The organism is uncultured Shewanella sp. (assembly GCF_947497935.1).
In the GTDB taxonomy this organism is placed as follows: domain Bacteria; phylum Pseudomonadota; class Gammaproteobacteria; order Enterobacterales; family Shewanellaceae; genus Shewanella.
Window position 1 is genome coordinate 347306 of record NZ_CANMIO010000004.1, and the last position, 21925, is coordinate 369230.

The 21925-nt window shown below is 47.3% G+C and carries 19 protein-coding genes; 8 read left to right on the top strand and 11 right to left on the bottom strand.

The genetic code is table 11. The features are described from left to right. Positions 1-216 precede the first annotated feature (216 nt). Positions 217-2103: an alkaline phosphatase D family protein gene (locus Q1A86_RS06940; RefSeq protein ID WP_299804599.1), complete on the top strand. Its 1887-nt coding sequence runs from the start codon at positions 217-219 to the stop codon at positions 2101-2103. Between the two features lie 262 nt (positions 2104-2365). Here the strand turns inward: Q1A86_RS06940 and Q1A86_RS06945 are convergent, their stop codons facing one another. The 3 genes from Q1A86_RS06945 to Q1A86_RS06955 all read right to left on the bottom strand — a co-directional run bounded on the left by Q1A86_RS06945 (position 2366) and on the right by Q1A86_RS06955 (position 5307). Next, positions 2366-3304, bottom strand: a complete 939-nt coding sequence (locus Q1A86_RS06945; RefSeq protein ID WP_299804601.1) for a pseudouridine synthase — start codon at positions 3302-3304, stop codon at positions 2366-2368. 191 nt (positions 3305-3495) lie between these two features. Beyond that, complete coding sequence (locus Q1A86_RS06950; protein ID WP_299804603.1) at positions 3496-4089, bottom strand: LON peptidase substrate-binding domain-containing protein; 594 nt, start codon at positions 4087-4089, stop codon at positions 3496-3498. A gap of 162 nt (positions 4090-4251) precedes the next feature. Continuing rightward, positions 4252-5307, bottom strand: coding sequence for a patatin-like phospholipase family protein (locus Q1A86_RS06955; protein WP_299804606.1), 1056 nt, complete (start codon positions 5305-5307; stop codon positions 4252-4254). Positions 5308-5512: 205 nt separating this feature from the next. Between Q1A86_RS06955 and Q1A86_RS06960 the strand changes: the two genes are divergently transcribed. Then, the gene (locus Q1A86_RS06960; protein ID WP_299804608.1) at positions 5513-5974 is read left to right on the top strand and encodes a YhcH/YjgK/YiaL family protein; all 462 of its coding nucleotides are present in this window, start codon (positions 5513-5515) and stop codon (positions 5972-5974) included. 246 nt (positions 5975-6220) lie between these two features. Then, positions 6221-8503 carry an aminotransferase class V-fold PLP-dependent enzyme gene (locus Q1A86_RS06965; RefSeq protein ID WP_299804611.1) on the top strand — a complete coding sequence of 761 codons (2283 nt, stop codon included), beginning with the start codon at positions 6221-6223 and terminating at the stop codon, positions 8501-8503. Positions 8504-8623: 120 nt separating this feature from the next. Here Q1A86_RS06965 and mepA read toward each other — a convergent pair whose 3' ends face one another. The 7 genes from mepA to Q1A86_RS07000 form a co-directional block, all read right to left on the bottom strand. Continuing rightward, entirely contained in the window at positions 8624-9502 is an 879-nt protein-coding gene (mepA, locus tag Q1A86_RS06970) for a penicillin-insensitive murein endopeptidase (RefSeq protein ID WP_299804614.1), read from the bottom strand. A gap of 874 nt (positions 9503-10376) precedes the next feature. Beyond that, positions 10377-13529, bottom strand: a complete 3153-nt coding sequence (locus Q1A86_RS06975; protein WP_299804616.1) for a CusA/CzcA family heavy metal efflux RND transporter — start codon at positions 13527-13529, stop codon at positions 10377-10379. Between the two features lie 12 nt (positions 13530-13541). Further along, positions 13542-14927 (bottom strand): efflux RND transporter periplasmic adaptor subunit, encoded by a 1386-nt coding sequence (locus Q1A86_RS06980; RefSeq protein WP_299804619.1) that lies wholly within the window; start codon positions 14925-14927, stop codon positions 13542-13544. A gap of 10 nt (positions 14928-14937) precedes the next feature. Further along, positions 14938-16254 (bottom strand): TolC family protein, encoded by a 1317-nt coding sequence (locus tag Q1A86_RS06985; protein ID WP_299804621.1) that lies wholly within the window; start codon positions 16252-16254, stop codon positions 14938-14940. A gap of 293 nt (positions 16255-16547) precedes the next feature. Continuing rightward, positions 16548-16952 carry a hypothetical protein gene (locus Q1A86_RS06990; RefSeq protein WP_299804668.1) on the bottom strand — a complete coding sequence of 135 codons (405 nt, stop codon included), beginning with the start codon at positions 16950-16952 and terminating at the stop codon, positions 16548-16550. A gap of 188 nt (positions 16953-17140) precedes the next feature. Continuing rightward, positions 17141-17317 (bottom strand): DUF3012 domain-containing protein, encoded by a 177-nt coding sequence (locus Q1A86_RS06995; protein ID WP_299804624.1) that lies wholly within the window; start codon positions 17315-17317, stop codon positions 17141-17143. Between the two features lie 74 nt (positions 17318-17391). Then, entirely contained in the window at positions 17392-17763 is a 372-nt protein-coding gene (locus Q1A86_RS07000; RefSeq protein ID WP_299804627.1) for an STAS/SEC14 domain-containing protein, read from the bottom strand. Between the two features lie 194 nt (positions 17764-17957). On the opposite strand from Q1A86_RS07000, the gene arfB reads away from it, so the two are divergent. The 5 genes from arfB (at position 17958) to Q1A86_RS07025 (ending at position 20670) form a co-directional block, all read left to right on the top strand. Continuing rightward, a complete protein-coding gene (arfB, locus tag Q1A86_RS07005; protein WP_299804630.1) occupies positions 17958-18380 on the top strand; it encodes an alternative ribosome rescue aminoacyl-tRNA hydrolase ArfB in 423 nt (140 codons plus the stop codon). Positions 18381-18539: 159 nt separating this feature from the next. Next, positions 18540-18989 (top strand): type II 3-dehydroquinate dehydratase, encoded by a 450-nt coding sequence (gene aroQ / locus Q1A86_RS07010; RefSeq protein ID WP_299804632.1) that lies wholly within the window; start codon positions 18540-18542, stop codon positions 18987-18989. A gap of 15 nt (positions 18990-19004) precedes the next feature. Then, positions 19005-19457: an acetyl-CoA carboxylase biotin carboxyl carrier protein gene (gene accB, locus Q1A86_RS07015; RefSeq protein WP_299804634.1), complete on the top strand. Its 453-nt coding sequence runs from the start codon at positions 19005-19007 to the stop codon at positions 19455-19457. Positions 19458-19529: 72 nt separating this feature from the next. Further along, on the top strand, positions 19530-20192 hold the full coding sequence (locus Q1A86_RS07020; RefSeq protein ID WP_299804637.1) for an SDR family NAD(P)-dependent oxidoreductase: 663 nt from the start codon (positions 19530-19532) through the stop codon (positions 20190-20192). Between the two features lie 124 nt (positions 20193-20316). Further along, positions 20317-20670 (top strand): hypothetical protein, encoded by a 354-nt coding sequence (locus Q1A86_RS07025; protein ID WP_299804639.1) that lies wholly within the window; start codon positions 20317-20319, stop codon positions 20668-20670. A 40-nt stretch (positions 20671-20710) separates the two neighbouring features. On the opposite strand, the gene Q1A86_RS07030 is transcribed toward Q1A86_RS07025, so the two are convergent. Further along, positions 20711-21337 (bottom strand): DsbA family protein, encoded by a 627-nt coding sequence (locus Q1A86_RS07030; protein ID WP_299804642.1) that lies wholly within the window; start codon positions 21335-21337, stop codon positions 20711-20713. Positions 21338-21925: the final 588 nt, after the last annotated feature.

Consider the following 21925-nt stretch of genomic DNA (forward strand, 5'->3'; position numbering starts at 1 on the left):
TTTGTTGTTATCTGTGGGGGATGTCACAGCAATGAAATGGTTAGTGTTGGAGCTGAGTACCTAAGCCATGATTAATAATACCTTATCTAGCATAGAAGTTGAGTTTCGAGACGCCCCGCCATCAACGACAATATTTGCGATTTAGCTTAAGGGGTTTTCATCCTCTAAGCACTGGTTTACTCTTGATAAAGCTTACTTTTACCAAAGAGTGTCTCCATGTCATCAGCCAACTCACTGCCTCTCATTATTGCTGGCCCTATTCTGCGCCACTGCGATGAGCAGCATTTCACCTTGTGGTTTGTCTGCCGCGAACGCTTATCAAGCTTGCGTTTGGCATTAATTGGCGCCGAGTTTGATCGACAGCTAAGCGATAAAGAGGCGCACTGTATTCGCCTCGGTGAGCATGCGTTTCAATACTTAATTACCGTTTCACAAGATAAACTGCTGCCCAGAGATACGACACTGCAATATCAAGTGTTTGATGCTAACGCAACCAACCTATTTGATGACTTAGAAACACTCAATTATCCCGATAGTAAGCCCTGTGAGTTTATCGTCAAACCTCAGATCGATAAGCTACTGCACGGCTCCTGCCGTAACGTGCATCATCACAGTAGCGACGCCTTAGTTGCCGCCGATACCCAATTACTCCAACACCAAAACATCAGCCAGCGTCCCGCCTTGTTAATGATGAGTGGCGATCAAGTCTATGTTGATGATGTTGCAGGGCCAATGCTTTTTGCCATTGGTCAGGTTATTGAGCTATTAGGTCTTAATCAAGAAGAGTTTATCGATGCAACGCTGACAGATTCTAGTCAGATCAGTTATCAGCCCGCCGCCATGTATCAGCGTCACATCAACCTGTTGCCCAAGACTCAGTACAAGGCTAAGACAGCCATCGCAAGCTGGTATATCAACCACCCGATATTCACCTCATCCATCGCAGAGAATCATCTGGTTAGCCTCAATGAGTTAATCGCGCTCTATTTACTTTATTGGTCACCAGAGCTGTGGGAACTCATTGAAATTCAGAAAGATGTCGTCGGTTTAAGTAAGGTGAACAATCAAAGGTGGCAGAGAGAATGGACTCACCTATTAGAGTTTAAAGCAGGCTTAAAACAGGTGCGGCGCTTAATGGCACATGTTCCTACCTATATGATTTTCGATGATCACGATATTACCGATGACTGGAATCTAACTGCAAGATGGGAGCTCGCCGCCTATGGGCACGAGTTTTCTAAGCGAATCATTGGCAATGCATTGATTGCTTATACTCTTTTCCAAGGGCTTGGCAATGCACCATCACGCTTCGATGGGGAGATCACCCCAGATCTTAATCGATTCTTTGAGCAGCCTACTGCCGAAGGCCAAGATGCCCTTATCGAAAAGTTACTTAACTTTGAACACTGGCATTACAGCCTCCAAACCACGCCTAAGTTACTCGTTCTCGATACCCGCACCCGACGCTGGCGCAGTGAGTCTAACCTAGGCAAACCTTCCGGGTTAATGGACTGGGAAGCCTTGATGGAGTTTCAATCCGAGTTGGTTAACCAACCGAATGTGATCATCGTGTCCCCCGCCCCTATGTACGGCGTCAAACTGATTGAAACCGTGCAAAGAATCGCAACCCTTTGTGGCGGTTCATTACTGGTCGATGCCGAAAACTGGATGGCACACCCCGGCACTGCAAACACCTTGCTGAGTATCTTTCAGCACCGAAAAACTCCTGAACAGTTCATCATTCTTTCAGGCGATGTGCACTACTCATTTAGCTATGACATCAGCATTCGTTTTCGCCATGGCGGGCCACAAATTTATCAGATCACCTGCAGTGGCTTTAAGAATCAGTTCCCCGAAAAACTGCTACCGATCTTCGATAAGCTTAATGGTTGGCTTTACGGGCATTTTTCACCACTTAACTTTTTCACTAAGCGTAAACGTATGTCTATCCGTGGCCGACGCCCTAATGGTGAACGCAGTAAACGCCTAGTCAATAACAGTGGTATAGGAATGGTGGAAATTGCGGCCGACGGCGCGCCAACGAAAATAGCAGTGCTGCATTCGGATATGAGCGAAACCGAGTTTTTACCGCCAAGGCATTGATTTAGAACCGAGGTCCTAGATCCTAGGAAAAAGCAAAGACGAAAAAGCTAAACACAAACAGCATGCTCTCCTTTGCTTTTATAGCAGAACGCAGTCCGCTCTAGCCTCTAGCCGCGAAGCGTCCTAGAAACGAGCATGCGAGTGCTCTAGATTCTAGAGACAAACTAAGACGGTAAGAGCCGGAGAGAAGCCGAGAAAGCAAAGACGGAAAAGCAAAAGCTAAAAGATAAAAGATAACAACTAAATGCCATCTGAGGTCGCACTATAGCAATCCGACTTCATCCTTTAGATTAAAGCCGTCACAACTCACATCGATTTGCTCATGGCTGATAGGGTCGGTGAAACGAAGTCGCCTCGCCATTAGCTTAAGTGGCTTGGCAAAATCATCAGCCGCTTTATCGAGTAATTCCGGATAGAGCCTATCGTTGAGAATAGACATGCCTAAGCTCATCATATGCACTCTCAATTGATGAGTTCTGCCCGTGACAGGCTCTAACTCGAACAAACCATAACCCGCATCAGTCTCGATTAAACGGATTTCTGAGTGGCTATTTGCCTCCCCCTCACTAATACACATTCTAAAACTAGGAGTCGTTTTAGTGATCCGGTTCTTCACCGTCCAATGCATAGGCAGAGCCAAAGTCCCTTCTTCTATCATCTGTTTGATTTGATTATTTAATGGTGCAATTGCTTGATAGGTCTTTTGGATCTGACCGCTCTTAAACAGCTCGTGATAATCATGGCGAGTCCCGCTCTTTAGACTTAGCAACATCACGCCCGCTGTCGCTCTATCTAGACGATGAGCCGCAACAATTTCCTGATGACCCATTTTTAAGCGTAACCGATTTACTAAACACTCATTGACGAAATTACCACTGGGGTTAACGGCTAAGAAATGCGGCTTAAAGACCAACATAAAATCGTCTGTTTGCAACAAGCACTTTTCTTCGAAAGGAATTAATGATTCCTGCTCAACCTCTCGATAATAGTAAACCCGCTCACGAGGGATAAAAGCCGTTTGAAGCGTGATAAGCACGCCATCTCGCCAATGTACCTTGCCGTCAACAATACGCTTTCGCCAGACCGCTTCGGCTATTGCGGGAAATTGACTCACAAGGAAGCTAAGCACGGTAGGTTTATCGGTTACCGTTTCAGGTAACACCACATAAGAGGCTTGGGTTGCGCGAACAGAGGAGCTCATAAGACTCAAAACATAACAGGGTTAACAACAGAAGTGGCGCTACTCTAGCAAAACTTAGTCTACTATCAAAAAACTATTGATCATCAAAATCTATCGCTAGCAAAAACCAGCAGATATCCAAGCAGCCTACTCTCTCAAAATTAGCCCACCCTTTACATCAGGCAGAGCTAAATCAGCCGATTCTAATCAGGCTAAGAGTGTGAATTGTCTCTAGCGTGAGACTTGATTAGCTCTAATACGAAGTTCATCGTCTTATGACAGTTAGGCTGGTTTAGCAAACGTAATTTATCTTGATTGTACAGTGGCAACACCTCTAACCAACGCTGACTGACCCAAGAAGCATCCTCAAGATGGATATCATTTTCATAAAGTCCAAACAGTTCAGGGTTGACCTCATAAAACTGCTGCAGCGCGGCACTGATAAGCTCAAACTCACCATAGATAGGCTCTTGCTGCCAATTGTTGCTTGGCAGAACTCGGCAAATCCAAGTTCCATCACGGCGCTCAGCCGCAGAAAGGATCTTAACCCTCTGCTTCCCCTCGAGAATGATCCCTAAGGAGTCATCATCGAGTTGGTTAAAATCAATGACCTCACACTGAGTAGCAGTCTCATAACAGGGGGGGTTACTACTGGCTTTGCTCATACCGAACACCAGAGGATAATGCCCCTTGAGGGTTTCGGCGATCATATTCAGACAACGAGGAGCAATCACGCGGATCTCGACCCGCCCTCCGGGCAACAATAAGGCGTCATGCGCCAATAATGCCATCTCTTGTGTCTGCATAATAACCTCCCCCCTTTGATAGGTAGGTCACATCATTTTTACAGCTGCCAATAAAGCTAAAGTGTAGCATCTGCACAAATTTCAGCCAGCGGGTCAAATCACTCTCCACTCACTAATTAGACAGGGTAATAGCGCAGTTTATTACAGTAAAACCGTTAAGCTTCATAGCCTTTCTAAACGTTCCGCTAGTAGCTCCTTATTAATAACTTCTGCTAAATCATCGGCTAAGCTTTTACTCATCGCCGCCGACTTTTGCCAATATTTAATCCTGCTGTCACTGTCTAAATGCTTAAAGTCACCTCTATCGGGTAGCTTGCCGTAGGGGAGACTCTGTAGGTAAGTATCACTGGGCGCTAAGATGAGTGCATTATCGTAGTTAGCCTTAGCCAAACGCCAAGGTAGCGATTTATCGAACCAGCCCGGTGCCATCTTAGGATAAAAATGGGGGTACAAGGTCAAGCCTTGGCTGTGCTTGAGTGGTAAGTCGAAGTGATAGTCAGTGATCCCTCCATCGTAATAATGGCCTTTCGGTGCGCCATCAATACTCTTTACAGGCGATAACACCCAAGGGATAGACCCTGTTGCTAATAAAACTTGATGGATATTGTGCTGCGACAGAGCATAAAACTCACTGGGAAGATCCTTAAGCTCAGCAAAAGGTGAATTGCCTTGCTCGACACCAAAAACGCAGCGCTTAAAGTGCCAAGCTAAACTCTTACGTGTGACTAAATTTGTCATTGCTGCGGTCGCTAAACCCACTGCCAGCGGCGCTTGTCCACCAAGGCGATTAAGGTGGCGAGCCTGACAGGCAATATAATGACTATTGATCTGCGGGTGACTGACTATCTCGGCTGCACCAGTGCTACCCAGCAAGCCTTGAATAATTCCTGCCACCTGTTGTGATACTTCTACCGCCGTGGGCTTAGTATCGTATCGCTGAGCGATATAGAGATCTTCTAAACGATCATAAGCAGAATTCGGATTGGCCTGCGCTAAACACGCTAATCGCCATGCCCCTGATGAAGCCCCAAGAGTATGAAGTGGCTGATTTAAGTCTTTAAAAAATTCAGTAAACAGGTAGCGATCTAGCGCTGCGATACCGATCCACTTTGGCCCACCCGATGCGGCCAAAAGTTGAGTAAACAGCTCAGGCTTAAACTCGTTTTCGCTCAGCGTTTTAAAGGCTTTAGGGCCTGCGATAAACCGTAATGAAGACACATTTTTCCTTAAATACTCAACTTAGTGGTCGTGCACCTAGCCTAAACTTGTATGCGTACTCAGGCAATAAGCTGACCAACTCTTGTTTCACCCAAGGTAAGTTAGCGCTACACTTGCCAGCATTAATGACAAACCTCACAGGTTTATCTAAGTCTAACCGTTCCAGCTGACCAAAGGTCACTAGGCATTATTTTGAGCAAACATCATGATTGTTGATACTTTAGCTAACCGCGACATCTACAAAGCCATTAATCCACGTATTGCTAGGGCACTAGAACACCTAGCTACAACAGACTTTAGCCAACTAGAAATCGGCAAGTACGAACTAGAAGGCAAAGATCTATTTGTGATTGTTAATGACTACCAAACACAACCGAAAGAGCTGCAAGCGTTTGAAGCCCACCAGCAATATATCGATGTGCAGTATGTTGTCAGTGGTGAAGAGGAGTTTGGTTACCTGCCTTTGGCCAATCAAACCCCCTCTAAAGCCTATTATGCTGAACATGACTTTGCTGGTTACGATTATGAGTCCAATAAAGATAATGCTGCCTTTATTCCGCTAAAGGCGGGCATGTTTGCCCTATTCTTCCCTGGTGATATCCATATGCCAGGAACTGGCGCGACAGAGAGCCAAGTGAGAAAAGTGGTGATTAAAGTTAAGGTATAACTGCCGTCACCCAACGACTCAAGAAAGCGCCTAAGTCGGCGCTTTTTTATTGCCTACAAGCCGCCCCCGCTTTACTTTATCCACTTCTCATCGTCTCCCCCCAAGAATTACCCAGGCAAAAACGTGATCTTGATCATTATTTTCAAGCTGCTAATATAGCCACGCAGAATTAGATATTCCAAAAAAGAATATAGAGCGTTACACAATAAAAATAACAGCAAATATAACGACAACGAGCCTTGAATAATGAATAACCACAATGAGTTAACCCAAGTCTATCTAGATGCAAATGCGACCACTCCCGTGCTACCCGAAGCCGCTTCCGCCGCACTCTCGGCCATGGAAACCCTGTTTGGTAACCCGAGCAGTAGCCATATTACAGGCCTGAAGGCGAAAGATCTTATGGAGCAGACTCGCCAAAGAGCACAGACCTTGCTAGGAAGCGGTGAGGGAAAACTCATTTTCACCAGTGGCGCGACCGAAGGGATCCAAACAGGGATTCTATCGGCGCTATTCGCGGCCAAGAAACAACTCCAAACAGGGCAAAGCTATAAAGTGCTCTATGGCGCAACCGAACACAAAGCCGTGCCAGAATCCCTTAAGCATTGGCTAGCGGTATTAGATATACCAGCTGAGATCATGGCGATCCCTGTCGATAAGTTTGGGATCTTAGATGATGACTTTATTCATCAACACGCACCGAGCGCTTTAATGATCTGTACCATGGCGGTGAACAATGAGACCGGCGTATTTCAAGATCTTCAGCAGTTAGAGAAAACGATTCGTAGCGCCAACCCCAATATTTTCTGGATGGTCGACTGCGTACAAGCTCTGGGTAAAACCGCGCTAAATCTAGGGAAAACTAGCATAGATTACGCCCCCTTTAGTGGACATAAACTCTATGCCCCTAAGGGCATTGGCTTTGTTTATATTCGTGACGGCGCGCCCTTCACTCCCTTTATCGCAGGTGGCGGTCAAGAGAGTGGCCTACGATCAGGTACCGAGAACCTGCCTGGCATGGCCGCGCTCAATGTTATATTTAAGATGTTGCTGCGCCCTCAAGACTCAGCCTTTAGCGACAGCCAAACGTTACAAGGTTATCGACAGCAAATTGCCGACACCTTAATCGAATGCTTCCCTCGCATCGTCTTTAATAACAGCTTTGAGCACAGTGTGCCTACTACGATTAACTTTGCAGTACCGAGTTTTAGCAGTAAAGAGATCATGGACCTGTTCGATGCCGCCAATATTCGTGTTAGCTCTGGTTCAGCCTGTAGCTCTAAGGTGACCCGTAGCTTTGTACTCGATGCTATGGGCCTGCCTACTTGGCAAAGTGAATCGGCTATCAGAATGTCATTTGGCCCCGCCATGACCCAAGCAGAGGTTGACCTTGCATGTGAACGGATTAAAACCGCATCGCAAGCGCTCACCCAAAGCTGTATGGTGCTGGATCACTCTCGTGTTCTCGATGAAAAGACTCCGCTAGATGGCTTATTACAACTAAACTCTGGCGCAAGCTGCACTTGGGTCTATGTCGATAAAAGTAGCCAGCAGGCACTGATTATCGACCCTCTGCCTGAGTTACAACATAGACTCGATACGCTACTTCAATGCCAGCAACTCGATGTAAAAGCGATTATCGACACCCACGGTCACGCAGACCACGTCTCTGGTCGTGACGTATTAGCAAACCGCTATTTGGCCGAGCAAGATAGCGATATATTGGGCTGGCCCTATCAGACCCAGACAGTTGAGCATTTAGGCACTGAATATGAGTCTATTGAGATTGGTGAACTGCAATTAGTCAAGATGCCGACTCCGGGGCATACGGCCGACAGCATTAGCCTGATCCTGTGCCCAAAGCCATTAGCCGGTCAGTCACTGCAGCAGCAAGCCAAATTCGCGTTCTGTGGCGACACCATATTAATGGGCAGCCTAGGTCGCACCAACTTTGACTCAAGCTCTAGTCAGGCACTATTTGATAGTCTTAAGTTGCTTAATCGCTCCATAAGCCCAGATACTCTCATCTGTGCCAGCCATGATTACAATAATGAATTCACCACCAATCTACAGGCAGAAATGTCGCGCAACGCCTTACTAAATGCCGTACTTAAGGAGCAGGTTTCACTGGCCGATTTCGTTGCCCGCAAGGCGCAGCTCGACAGTCACCTCAATGATGAAGTCGGCACAGAGATCATGTGTGGAGCCTATGTGGGAAGCTGCAATAAATCCGCAATCAATGAGTATGACGCTAAGAGTTTAGCCGACGCGATAAACAGCGAAGAAGTGCAGATAATCGACATTCGTGAGCCCCATGAATATGCCTTAAATCACTCTCAAGACTCGAGTCAAAATGTGCCTCTAACCCGCCTAGTGCAGTTTATCCATGAGCAGCAACACCAGAAAGATAAGCCTTGGGTGTTGGTTTGCCGCAGTGGCAGCCGCTCTATGGTCGCCGCCCAAGCTATGCATAGGTTAGGCTTCTCACACATATCTCATCTGAAAGGCGGCTATGCGTTAAGCCATTAGCGCGTAGTAAAGCCATTAGTGTTTTCACAAACTGCCATTCACAAATAGGCTAATAACCACTAGAGAAAGACAAAAGCCGCCGATGAATCACTATTGGCGGCTTGTTTATTTAAATCCCCTCTACTTGGCTGCAAGCATCAGCGAACACTGCTTAGGTTTTACCTTGGCTTTTTTCTTTTTTGGCTTACTGGCAGGCTTGTTAGCTTTGGCAACGGTTGTTTGTTTCGGCTGAGTTTGAGTCAACTGGCTTTTCCACCAGCCAAGCTCATTACAACCATTACCAATGGGAATTTTAGCCTGATCCCGACAGAGCGGATTGTCTCTAGGGCAACTGAGCCTAACATGCATATGGTAAGTATGACCCCACCAAGGGCGTACTTTATTAAGCCAGCTATCGTTCTCTAACCCTAAATCACACAGATGTTGCTTTATCACTGGGCTAACAAAGATCCTTGCAACTCGGCTATCTTCGGCAGCAAGCTTGATCATTTGGGTCTGCTGCATCGACCATAATTGAGTGTCGAGCGTAAACTGCTTCTTATCGACGAGTTTTAGCGCTGTAGGCCTTGCTAACTCCACTGTGGTTAACGGCTTACTCGCCTGCTGAAACCAAACATCGACATCCAGCCCGATCTGATGACTGCTATGGCCGTGAGTGAAGTTGCCTCCCCTAGGCATAGACATATCAGCAATCAAAATATCATCACTGCCCTGCCGATTAAGCCTAATGGAAAACTGTTCAATAAATTCGATAAGCTGTGGATGCCCAAAGTATCTCTGTCGCTGAGGACGGATAACTTGATAGCCTTTGCCTGTTAACGGTAAAGGTTCAGCACCTTTTAGACAGCCATTAGCGTAACCGCCTATGGCACTGGCTTGACTCGCATAGGGTGTCTCTACGGCCTCCCACTGATTAGCCTGTGCTAACTGAAACGCAAATAGATTTAAGCAAGCAAACAGCAACAAAGTTTGCCAGCCCAAAGGCCGCAACCGACTCATTATCATGCCTTACCTCCATAAGCTTAGCTTTAACCTCTCGGCCACTCAAATTGAGCGCTTCATTAAGGATAGTTGAGATTGCTATCGGGCGTAACTGGAAACCGGGGCATATTGCTGACTGCGCAGTCATGCACGGCGCTTGTGATGAATCTCATTAAATCATTTGTACCGAGTCGCCCCACTAGCTCTAGCTAAGCAGATTTTGACTACTTTTTTACGCCAGTTAACAAGTGATAGAGGGGTGTGCTAAGGTCGATTAAAAGGGAACTTTAGGTGTTTTTTATGCGCAGATTCGTAGCGAAAGAATTTTTTGCAAAGCTGATTGGCAGCTTGTTGATGGTATTGCCTATGGCTTTATTTATGTATTTAGCCTCACAAAATGAGGGGCTAACTGAAGCGCTATTGCTTTTATCGGGGAGTGTGGGGTTTTGTTATGCCCTCATAGGTTACTCGGGCTATAACACTTATTACAGGCCAAGGCGGGGTGATAGCCCTCTTTTCAGCGCTTTGTATACCTTGTGCTTCGCTTTATTTTTTATTCCTTGGTATCTAAGGCGGCTTCTTTGGCCGAGAGGATGATAGAAAATGCGGAGCAGTCCTGCTCCGCGTACTAAATAAGCCAGCTCAAATGAGTACTTCGTCATTCAGGTGGTTAGGCATAACCGCAAACTCAACTTCAGCTCGCGCCTTAATAAACAAAGCAGCATTTAACGACTCGCAAACCGTATCAAAAACACAAGATGGAGCGGTGATGGCAGACTAATGCGTCACCGCCATTATCAAGCCCTCTCTACTGTCCCTAGTAAAGAATCAATTCAATCAATATATTGCTACAGTCTGTCTGCGGCTCTCGTGAGCCGCAGACAAACACCTATTACTTACGGCCTTGATATAACCAACGGTAAAGCGTTGGTAACACAAGTAGGGTCAATGCCGTCGAACTAAACAGACCACCGATAATCACCACAGCCAGTGGCTGCTGGATCTCACTACCGACTCCCGAAGACACTAAAATAGGAATTAAGCCCAGCGCAGAAGTCAGCGCCGTCATCAATACTGGACGCAAACGTCCTACGGTACCTTCGTACACGGCCTCATAGAGTGACTCATCGGTTTCTTGTTTAACGCTGGCTCGGCGCTGGTTTATCGAGTCCACCAACACCACCCCGTTTAGCACCGCCACACCAAATAGGGTGATAAAGCCGATAGAACTCGGGACCGACAGGTAAGTGCCACTGGCAAACAGAGCGACGACACCACCAATCAGTGCTAAAGGTACGTTAGCCATAATCAGGCCGACCTGTTTCACCGAACCAAATGAGAAGAAGAGTAGCAAGGCAATCAAACCGATAGAGACAGGCACCACTAGCATCAACTTCTGCTGTGCACGCTGCTGGTTCTCATACTGGCCACCCACCACAACGGTATAACCTGGTGGTAGTTCAGCCTTAGGCACGATGGCATAAATGTCGTTTACCACTGAGCCCATATCACGGTCTGACACGTTAGCCTGCACCACCACTCGGCGTTGAACATCATCGCGGCGAATGTTCGGCGGCGCCATCTCAATCACGACATCGGCCACTTCGCCAAGACGCACTGTTGCACCACTTACGCCCGTTAGCAGTAGATCTTCCAAGATATCTGGCGAGCTACGATACTGCTCGGCTAAACGCACGTAGATGTCGTACCTGGCGTTGCCGTCAATCACCTGACCTGCACTCGCACCGCCCACACCTTGGCTAACCAGTGCCATGATTTCGTCGACACTGATGCCATAACGCGCCAACTGATCACGCTTAGGGCGTACCACTAGCTGAGCTTCACCTGTCACTTGCTCCAGTGACACATCTACCGCACCCGGGATCTGTGACACTAGCTCGGTTAGCACCTGACCCCGCTCAGACAATACGTCTAAGTCTGGGCCAAAGATCTTAATCGCAAGTTGAGCCTTCACCCCCGACAACAACTCATCGACGCGAGTCGCAATTGGCTGAGAAAAAGTAAACAACAGACCAGGATAGACATTAAGTTTCTCCTCCATCTTACGTTGTAGCTCAAAGCGATCGCTCGCACTAACCCACTCATTCACAGGCTTAAGACCGATATAGATCTCGATGTTATTCACCGGCTCAGGATCGCCACCCAACTCAGCGGCGCCGATACGACTAAGGGCATAGTCCACTTCTGGGAAATCAAGTAGTAGTGCCTCAAGCTTAGGCGCCACATCTAACGAGGTTGCAAGACTTGCCGTTGGCGCTAGAGTCACACGTAAGTTAATCGTGCCCTCTTCTAGCTCTGGCACGAACTCAGTACCGAGCCTTGGCAGTAACATCATGCTCATAGCAAACATCACCACCGCGGTGATCACCACCACTTTAGGATGCGCCATAGTTGAGCTTAAAAGCTTACGATAAACCGATTCAATAGGCTTAAGTACCGCACTTTCTCTCAATACCACGCCACGCTTAAATAGGTATACCGCAAGCGCTGGTACAGCTATCAAGGCTACCAATAAGGCTGAGAGCATCGCCAGAATGATACTCACCGCCATCGGCTGGAATAACTTACCTTCAACCCCTTCAAGCGCGAATAACGGCGCAAACACCACTATGATGATCGCGGTTGCGAAGAAGATTGGGCTACACACCTCTTTTGCAGCCAACATGACTTGGCCAACGATATCAGAGCTTGATGATGTATCTGCACCTTCACGCTTACTCGATTGAGTTAGATGTTTAAAGATGTTTTCCACCATCACCACCGAGCCATCCACCAGCATACCGATAGCTACGGCTAAGCCGCCTAACGACATCAAGTTAGCTGACATGCCAAAGTAAGACATCACTAACAATGCTAAGCCGATAGAAACCGGAATTGACAGCAGAACCAGCATGGTCGCGCGGATATTGACCAGGAACAATGCCAAGATCGCCACGATAAACACAAATGCCATCAGCAAAGCGTCACGTACTGTCGTTACCGCTTGATTCACTAGATCAGATTGGTCATAGAAGACTTCAAACGACACACCATCCGGTAGCGCCTGCTCAATCATCGCCGTACGAGCACTGATATCGTCGATGGTTTCTTTAGTGTTAGCGCCCATGCGCTTAAGCACTACGCCTGCAACGACTTCACCTAAGTCTTGAGCCTTGCCCGCCTCATCACGACGAGTCATGGTCACCGCACCAACACGTATTTCGCTGCCGTAATCCACTTTAGCGATATCACCCACACGAACAGGCGTACCAGCAACTTCGGTTAGTGGAATTTGTGCGATGGCCTTAAGACCTGCGTCACCAGCGGGTAACAAGCCATAGCCTCGAACCACCAACTGCTCTTGGCCCTGATCCATAAACCAGCCACCGGCGTTACGGTTATTGCTCTCAAGTGCGCTAGTCACCTGCGCCATTGATAAACCGTAACTCAGTAGTTTGTTTGGCTCAATTTGCACTTGATACTGACGTACTTCTCCACCAAAAGATAAAACTTCAGTCACGCCGCCAACAGGCATCATGATAAGTTTTACCATGTAGTCGTTAATGCTACGAAGCTCAGATGCATTAACGCCCGACTCGGGGGTTGCGCGCAGAATATATTGATAGATTTGACCCAGTCCCGAAGTATTCGGGCCAATCTCAGGCACACCGACCCCGTCAGGGATCATCTCACGCGCCGCCTGTAACTGTTCAAACACCTGCTGACGCGCGAAGTAAATATCCGTGCCTTCGGCAAATACCACAGTCACAATCGACAAACCTGTACGCGAAAGTGAACGTACCTCGGTTACCGCTGGCAGGGCGTACATCGCCGACTCAACCGGGTAACTGATCAGCTTCTCAACTTCTTCTGCCGCTAAGCCTTCGGCGGCGGTGTTGACCGTTACCTGTACGTTGGTTACATCAGGAAAGGCGTCTAAGTTTAGTTTTGGTAGCATGGCTACACTGGCAATAACGGCACCGATAAGTGCCAATACCACCATTAGACGGTTGCGAACGGCAACGTCTATGAGTTTTTGTAACATTGCAGCCGCCTCTTAGTGATTGTGGATATCGAAACCAGATTTAGCCTGTTCAGAGGCTAGGAAAAACGCACCTGAGACGACAACCTTGGCATTTTTAGCCAAGCCACGAACCAAGTTCATGCCACGCTGACGCTCAACCACTTCAACCTCTAATGCCTCGAAGCCCTCTTCGCCTTCGATAAACACCTGCCAATGACCATCGCTGCTACGAGTCAGTGCCGAATCCGGTAAGATCACTCCGCCTTGAGACGCATCCGGTAGGTACAGCTCAGCAAATTGACCAGCGTGTAGCACGTGACCCGCGTTTTCAAACGCCACTAAGATCTGCTCGGTACGCGTTACACTATCAAGCTCATGTGAACGACCGATAATGGTGCCTTCGATACTCTTATCACCCACTTTAACCACGGTTTTGCTGCCTAGACTCACCTTCTCAGCTTGTGTTGGGGTTAGCTCGGCTTCCACCCAAAGGTGTGACTCATCGGTTAACTGCATCAATGCCGTACCCGCTGGCACGATTTGACCTAGCAAGGCGATATCTTGCTGCACACGACCGCTTATCGGCGCGATTAGCTGATAACTACCGATAGTTTCAGGAGCATTAGCCAGTGCCTTAATTTGCGTTGGTGTCATCTTCATCGCTTCTAGAATGGCTCGCTTAAGCTCGGCATCCACTTGCGCCTGTAAACGACGGCTAGCACTCACGGCGCTAGCACTCATACGCTTCACTCGGCTCCACTCTGCCGCAGCATTGATATAGTCGGCTTGCGCCTGTGCAACCGCGACGCCACCTAAGGTCAACAGCACATCGCCCTGAGCCACTTCTTGACCCGGCACCACATTTCTTTTCAGCACGCGAACATCCACCTGGGGCGCAATGGTCACGGTTCTGTCTCTATCAACCACCAATGTCGCCGTAGCCACATCTTCTAGGCTGAATGTCTGCTCACTCAACTGAGCCACTTCAATCTTGGCCAGTGCTAACTGCTCCGGGGTTAGCTCGATACCGTGAACATCTTCCTCGCCTTCTTTTGCTTCTTCTGCGCCGTGACCATGGCCGTCATCTTTAGCTTTTACTTCTTCGGCCTCATGATCATGGCTATCTTCGTGCGCTTCTGCTTCTTTTGCATTATGGTCGTGACTATCATCATGTGCAGTTTCTTCTGCAGCATGGTCATGCTCATCGCCTTGTACTTTCACTAAAACCTGCTCTTCAGCGCCGTGCGCATGACCGTCGCCTGCCGTGGCAATCGCAGGGAGTACCAATGCTGTGGTGAGGCTCATTAAGAAACCGAAGCTCATGGCGCGAGTAATCGCATTAAGATCGAATAAGCGAGATTTAGCCGTGCTGTTATTAAGCATCATTGTTTGTACCGTTTTTTTATTGTTCGTTTTCATAATCAAAGCCTTAATTTATCTGTCCAGCAGCCGAGCCGCCTTGAGTCGATAATTGACTATTGAGATAGCCTTCCAATTGTCCACTCGCTCCCATCCAGCTTAACCAGCTTTCATAAAGGGCTGACTCGAGCGCTAAACCCGCTAAATAGCTGCCGCTCATCTGTCTTTGGCTTTGTAGGTAGTCACTTGTGCTGATGTCGCCAGCCTGCCACTGTTGAGACAATGAGCTAGCCGCTTTTGAACCTGAGCTCAGTACCAACTCGCTCCAGTCTTGGTAGCGCTGGGTTAATCTTGGAAGGCTTAACGAAAATTGCTTCTGCTGTTGCAGTAATCCGCGCTCAGCCGCTAAGTAGGTCTGCTCTGCAATCACAACACCTTGATTAGCAACGGCTATAGCCTCGCTGTAGTTGTTGCGGATCTGTAGTGGAATCGACACTCCGACGCCAAACTTATTCTCCTCGCCTTCGCGTTCGGCGCTAAGACTGATACTAGGATCGGCGCTGCTGTCAGCTTTGGCTTGCTGGGTAGCCACCTTGGCCATCAGCACTTGCTGATAGGCACTCTTAAGTGCAGGAAGCTGTGGAGAAACTTGGATATGGCTAGCTTGTAGCGTCAGTGCGTTAACGAAATCCTCGAAAGGCAAATCAAACTCGCCAAATAGGACTAACACTGCGCCATCGGCAACGATAGAGGCTTGCTCTGCCAGAGCATAATCGGCAGCATTACTGGCCACATCGAGTTGCATCAGCTGCAACTCGACGCTCGACATATCACCCACCTCGGTGCGCTGGCGAGCAATATCTAGCTGAGCCTTAGCAATTTTGAACTGCTGCTGTTGAAACTCTAATGCCTTACGAGCCTGACTCTGGTTGATTAGCGCCTGTAATCTTTCGGCTAACATCTGGTTACGCTCAAGCTCTATGCTAGAGAGTAAGATCTCACTCTCGAGCTGGGCGATACGCGTCGCTACCCCACGCTTATCGCCCCAGTCGATGGTCTGACTGATGTCTAAGCTATAGGTATCTTCACTGGCATTTTGATAACCCAAACCCAGCTCGGGGTTATAGACAGCTTGATCTGCCGCTTCAATACTCAACTGAGCTTGTTGACGACGCGCCGCTTGGGCTTGCACTTCTGGCAGGCTGTTAAAGCGTTGCATCACTTGTGGCAGCCAGTCGCTAAACTGGCCGACATTCATGACAGTGGCGCTTACCTGGGTCTGAGTCATTGCTTCATCCAGATTCGACTCTGCAGCAATAACTTGAGCAGCCGTTGTCGTTCCAGCCAAAAGGCCTAACAACAGACTGGCGATTATGGTTTTTTTCATCGCGGATCCTATCGACCCGGCAATTACTTTAACTCAAATATCTAACGCGTTGCCAAGAGGCAATTTATTGCGCTTATGTTGAGTCACTATTGCTCGGGTATAAATCGATATAACAATCGCGTGGATATCACTACTTAACCGACCAAACAGATGCACAGCATCAATTTGTGGCCAATCACAGCAAGATTCACACAGTAATTTTGATATAGATTTAACGAAGAGAAAGTTAAGCGTTTAATGACATACACCAAGAGATGCAAAAGTCATCTTGCCAAACTTAAACCCCGATAGGGTTAAACGATAGGAGGACGGTAGTCCGGGAGTTGCTCTGGTGGAAGGTATTGCGCATCGATACTGTTTAACTCATCGCTCACAGGCACAGATGGCACCATAGAAACAATCGACATGGTCGTCACATGACCGCCATGACAGGGGCAGTCTAAACAGAGATCGAAGTTTTTAGATTCGGTTTTACTCACGGTGTGGCTATGGGCAGGCTCGTCGACACTCATATTGTCTTGAGGATCTAACGCACAGGTACAATCTACACACTCGGCTAACGTAATCACGTCGGCGGTAAACTGCACATGTGGATGCGGTGCGCTTTCTTCCTCATGATCTCCTAAATGCAACTGGTGAGCGCCAATGTTGCCGCCTGCAAACTGCAGGAGAACAACGGCAATCAGCAGAGCTGCCATTTTATAAAGAGATTGAGGAGTAAATAAACGCAAGTCGCACCTATAAATTTAGTTTATAAATCTTACAATTAACGCATCTAACTGATATGACTCGCATGATAACTCAAAGTTCACTTTGAACAAGATAATATCTGGCTCTTAGTGAACTTGCTCTCATTTTCAATGTGAGTCGAGTAAACTATTGATATTTATTTAAATACACAATGCTTTGCATAATCGCTAGCTTCATTAGCACTCCAATCGCCCGATGGCTTCTCTTTCATCTGCTTACACCATGCTTCGCTGCCAACCTCTGGTGCACATGCACTAAGACCAAAAATCAATGCACAAACCAACGACAATCCTGACAGTTTAGATAAAGACATTTGTAAATCCTTCTATTTTTTTAAGTATATTTAAAAGCAATCTCGCCCAATGATAACAAAATTTGCGTTCAAAACTAATTGCACGAATCTGTACGCGCAGCTATCCATTGTATGGCTAACGCTTTTTGCTCTAGGGGATACCAGGCCACCTCGCCTTGCATAAACGGCCCCATGAGTCTAACAGCATTACCAAACCAGTCAGGTCCGCCAACCAATACTAAAGCATCGAAATTTGGTAATTGCACCTGACCACTTCCCGCTAAGGATTGATGTTGCCATCCCTCGAGTAACACATCTGCCTCAACATAGATGTAAGTCTTACCCGTGCTCTTACGATAACTTTCAATCTGTGGCTGCATTATCTCGCGATAATCTTCGGTAGATAAGCGCCCACTGGCAAATAAACTAATCACGCCCTTGGCAATATCAGGGATCTTACACAGCATAAATAGGCTCCGTAACACAAAATCGCTGAAGCAATCATCGCTTCAATATTGCTTGATAATAGCAAACTCGCCGTGAAGGAAAAGTAGACCAAGCCCTTATTTAGGCTAAAAGTCTGTTAATATTGGCCTAAGGCAATTTAAGTCTGTGCTAGAAATTGATATATCGGCGCACAGATAGCAAGGGATGTGAATTTTTGGCGTTAATAAAAATCTCCAACTCAGTATCTATCCAAGATAGCGAACTCGAGTGGCAGTTTATCCGCTCAAGTGGTGCTGGTGGACAGCACCTAAATAAGGTGTCTACTGCCGCGCAGCTGATCTTTGATATCAAAACCTCCTCTCTACCTGAATACTACCAGCAGCGTTTACTCGCCAAAGCTGATCACCGCATCACTAAAAGCGGAAAGATCATCATTAAATGTCAGCAGAGTCGCAGCCAAGATTTTAATCGCCAAACCGCGCTTGAGCAGTTTATCGCCCTTATTGCGAGTGTGAATACGGTGCAGAAAAAGCGTATTGCAACCAAACCCACAAAAGGTAGCCAACGCCGCCGAGTCGATGCAAAGAAACAGAAAGGGGCAACTAAAGCCCTGCGGCAAAACAAATCCGGTTATTAAACCTGTGTTGTTAAATCTATGCTATGAAATCTAAGCTATTAACTTTATAGAATCGGTCTGAATAATTAGCACTTTCACCATGTAAGGTTCGACAACCGCGTTGTTTTTTGTTGAAATCAAGGCAAGCGCACACTAACACTGTTTTCCAAGGGAATCTTCATGAGCAGCCAACCCAAGATCTTATTAGTTAATGGCCCCAACTTAAACCTACTCGGACGCCGTGAACCCGGCCATTATGGTCACCACACCCTAGAGCAGATCGTCGATGAACTTAAGCAAAGTGCAGCCCTGGAGGGGGTGCAGTTAGAGCATATTCAATCTAACGCCGAGCACTTGCTTATCGAGGCTATTCACAACAGTGACGCCGATATGGTGATAATCAACCCTGCGGCCTTTACCCATACCAGCGTTGCACTAAGAGATGCCCTGCTCGGTGTCGCTATCCCTTATATAGAAGTGCACCTTTCTAACGTGCACAGCCGTGAGCCTTTTCGTCATCACTCCTACTTTTCCGATAAAGCCATCGGGGTGATCTGTGGCTTAGGTGCTCAAGGCTACCAATTTGCGCTACAAGCCGCGATTGCACGCATTAATGCGGCTGATAAATAAGGTTTAAAACAAGCTATGGATATTCGCAAGATCAAGAAGCTTATCGAACTTGTACAAGAGTCTGATATTGCCGAACTTGAGATAAAAGAAGGTGAAGAGTCGGTACGGATCTGTCGCCACAGCCCAGTGCCTATACCGGCTAACACCCAGACTTTCTTGGCACCTGCTAGCAGCGTTGCACCAGCAACGCCTCGACCACACCTAGGCGGTCGCGACGATAATGACGAAGGCTTCCCCCACCAACTGCTCTCGCCCATGGTCGGTACGATTCATTTAACCGACAAGACGAGCCAAGCGCCACTTTGTGTTATCGACCAAAAAGTAATGGCTGGCGATGTAGTGTGTATTATCGAAGCCATGACAATGAACAATCGAATCACTGCCGATAAATCCGGTGTGATCAGTGCCATCTTGGTTGAAGATGGCCAGCAGATTGACTTCGAACAAGCCATTCTTGAGATCGAATAAGTCCACTTAATCAAGAGGGCTAAAAGAACCAAGATAGAAACAGCAAATCGTTAGCAAACAATAAGGACCACTATGATACTCATTACAGGTGCCAGCAGCGGATTAGGCGCAGCGCTCGCCAAGTGTTATGGCGAAGAGCAAGCAATTTGTATCAGTGGTCGTAATAGCGAGCGTCTACAGCAAGTTGCTAAATCCATTACTTATCCTTGTCAGGCACAAGTCACCGATCTGAGTGATGCGGTTGCGGTCGAAACCCTATTCGATACCCTGCCGCAGACCCCGTCTATGATTATTCATAGCGCTGGTAGCGGCTATTTTGGCCCTATCGACACTCAGTCTCCAGAAGCGATTAAAGACCTACTCAATAACAATGTGACTTCGGCAATCTTCTTGCTGCGCGAAGCGGTCAAGCGCTATAGAGAGCAAACGGTAACACTTGTCATCGTGATGTCGACGGCAGCACTGGTACCAAAAGCCGAAGAGTCAACCTACTGCGCAGCTAAATGGGCGGTCAAAGCCTTGATCGAGTCCGTGCGGTTAGAACTGAAGAACAGCCCGATGAAACTGATTGCTGTCTATCCTGGCGGTATGGACACTGACTTTTGGCCCAACAGTGGTAGGGCGGCCAACACCAGCAACTTTATGAGCGCCGACGAAGCCGCAGGCATGCTAAAGCAAGCGCTGCAAAGTACTGAGCATGGTTATATTTCCGACCTGACAATCGCTCGTGGCTAAACGAATACGATATTAATTAAAAAGTCGCTAAATAGAATGAAATAACGACAGCATTTTCTATACTTATTGCAGCTAAATCATTATGACTCAGCCTCAATATCGACTGTGGTCATTAGGAGAATTGATGCGAACTTGCCTACAGTTTTTGGCTTTTTCATTTGTATGCCTATTTATTGGTTACCACGCCTACCTGTTTATCATGCCTAGCGTAAAGGTCATCAATCAGTCAGGGCAGCTGCTCACGAGAGTCGAAGTCAGCCTACCAAGCAATAACTTAGTATTTGATAATATCGGCCCCAAACAGACTATGCGTATTCACCATAGCACTGACCAATCTGATGGCGATTATGCTTACCGCATTCGCTTATCATCGGGGACATATATTAGTGGCCGCTGTGGCAAGGTGACCAATGATCAATATATGAAGGTACTAGAACTGACCATCAAGAGTGATGACAGGGTAAGCTGTATTGAATAACCGCGACTAGAAACTAGAACTAGAAGCTAGAGAATAACGACTAGTCAGTTAATAAGCTTCTGATCTGCTGATAGCTTGTCTGCCAATGTTGATAATCAAGCTCAACAAGAAAAAACTCACCATTCACCAGTAGCACTAACGAGGGAAACCCTTGGATAGGCAGGTGTCGAGTACGACTGATCTCCTCATCTAATCTTACCTTGGTTGTGTCACTCAGTAGTTCCTTAGTAAATAACTCCTCATCTAAGCCCAAGCCCACAGCAAGCTCGATTAGGGTAACGTTATCGGAAGGATTTTTAGCCTCGAGATAGTAGGCCTGCTGAATCGCTAAGATCATCTCTTGCTCCAGACCAACTTCTCTAGCTAACAACGCTGCGCGGCAAGCGGGATAGGTTGAGCGACGAGGCTGACAGTTTTGCCAAAAGTCGAAATTGAATTGAGTGTCTAGCTGCTCGGCAATCTGGTGCCATGTTCGCTGTAAAAATTGTTGCATCTCATCGGGCATAGGATCATCGCAGTCAGGCGCTAAGCCCCCCAAGCGATACTCAATATTAAGTTCTGGATGAGCAGTCTGCAGTTGTGACTCTAGTGCTAACCAAGTCGGCCTATAACCCCAGCACCAACTACACATAGGATCGTAAACATAATAAAGGTTAGCCAAATTCATTAAGCACTCTTCTCCAGTCCATTTGAGGACTCTTAGACTACCTAGCTAGATACAAATGTCTAGCGACTCAAGCTAATATGTTAAAACTTTTCGGCATATTATATCGAACGGTATAAATATTTAGTATTAGTGACAGGGAGTTAGCGCCAGGGAATGAGCGACTCTCGTAGTTCGCGCAGCGAACACATGGAGGCGAAGAAGCCCTGCTTTGGATACAACGTATTCAAGGGCTATGTAGCCCGAGTAGCTTGTTACGAAACTGGAGCCAAGGCACGTAGCCTTTCTTTGGCATCCATGCCATCAAGGCATTTGTTAACGTCAGAAGTGCCGAATGCCTGAAACGCATGGATGCAGTTTCTGGCCAAGCTCAGTGGCGGGCGACCGTCAAGGATGGCGGAAGTGTCGATATTGTCTGGAACATTTATCGACCGACGTCGACTCTTTACCGCTAAGAATGGCATTTATGCCTATTTTAAGTGATGCTCCCACCTTATCTCAGGACGGGACAACGCCAAACGCAACTCCTCTCCTATACCATCCATGGCATTCGAGGATAAGTACTTCCTGTACACAAAAGCCACCTGCTTT

Excerpts from the sequence above, each read along its gene's own strand:
- Q1A86_RS06940 (WP_299804599.1), top strand. The coding sequence starts at position 217 with ATGTCATCAGCCAACTCACTGCCTCTCATTATTGCTGGCCCTATTCTG.
- Q1A86_RS06945 (WP_299804601.1), bottom strand. The coding sequence starts at position 3,304 with ATGAGCTCCTCTGTTCGCGCAACCCAAGCCTCTTATGTGGTGTTACCT.
- Q1A86_RS06950 (WP_299804603.1), bottom strand. The coding sequence starts at position 4,089 with ATGCAGACACAAGAGATGGCATTATTGGCGCATGACGCCTTATTGTTG.
- Q1A86_RS06960 (WP_299804608.1), top strand. The coding sequence starts at position 5,513 with ATGATTGTTGATACTTTAGCTAACCGCGACATCTACAAAGCCATTAAT.
- Q1A86_RS06965 (WP_299804611.1), top strand. The coding sequence starts at position 6,221 with ATGAATAACCACAATGAGTTAACCCAAGTCTATCTAGATGCAAATGCG.
- mepA (WP_299804614.1), bottom strand. The coding sequence starts at position 9,502 with ATGAGTCGGTTGCGGCCTTTGGGCTGGCAAACTTTGTTGCTGTTTGCT.
- Q1A86_RS06975 (WP_299804616.1), bottom strand. The coding sequence starts at position 13,529 with ATGTTACAAAAACTCATAGACGTTGCCGTTCGCAACCGTCTAATGGTG.
- Q1A86_RS06980 (WP_299804619.1), bottom strand. The coding sequence starts at position 14,927 with ATGAAAACGAACAATAAAAAAACGGTACAAACAATGATGCTTAATAAC.
- Q1A86_RS06985 (WP_299804621.1), bottom strand. The coding sequence starts at position 16,254 with ATGAAAAAAACCATAATCGCCAGTCTGTTGTTAGGCCTTTTGGCTGGA.
- Q1A86_RS06990 (WP_299804668.1), bottom strand. The coding sequence starts at position 16,952 with ATGGCAGCTCTGCTGATTGCCGTTGTTCTCCTGCAGTTTGCAGGCGGC.
- Q1A86_RS06995 (WP_299804624.1), bottom strand. The coding sequence starts at position 17,317 with ATGTCTTTATCTAAACTGTCAGGATTGTCGTTGGTTTGTGCATTGATT.
- Q1A86_RS07000 (WP_299804627.1), bottom strand. The coding sequence starts at position 17,763 with ATGCTGTGTAAGATCCCTGATATTGCCAAGGGCGTGATTAGTTTATTT.
- aroQ (WP_299804632.1), top strand. The coding sequence starts at position 18,540 with ATGAGCAGCCAACCCAAGATCTTATTAGTTAATGGCCCCAACTTAAAC.
- accB (WP_299804634.1), top strand. The coding sequence starts at position 19,005 with ATGGATATTCGCAAGATCAAGAAGCTTATCGAACTTGTACAAGAGTCT.
- Q1A86_RS07020 (WP_299804637.1), top strand. The coding sequence starts at position 19,530 with ATGATACTCATTACAGGTGCCAGCAGCGGATTAGGCGCAGCGCTCGCC.
- Q1A86_RS07025 (WP_299804639.1), top strand. The coding sequence starts at position 20,317 with ATGCGAACTTGCCTACAGTTTTTGGCTTTTTCATTTGTATGCCTATTT.
- Q1A86_RS07030 (WP_299804642.1), bottom strand. The coding sequence starts at position 21,337 with ATGAATTTGGCTAACCTTTATTATGTTTACGATCCTATGTGTAGTTGG.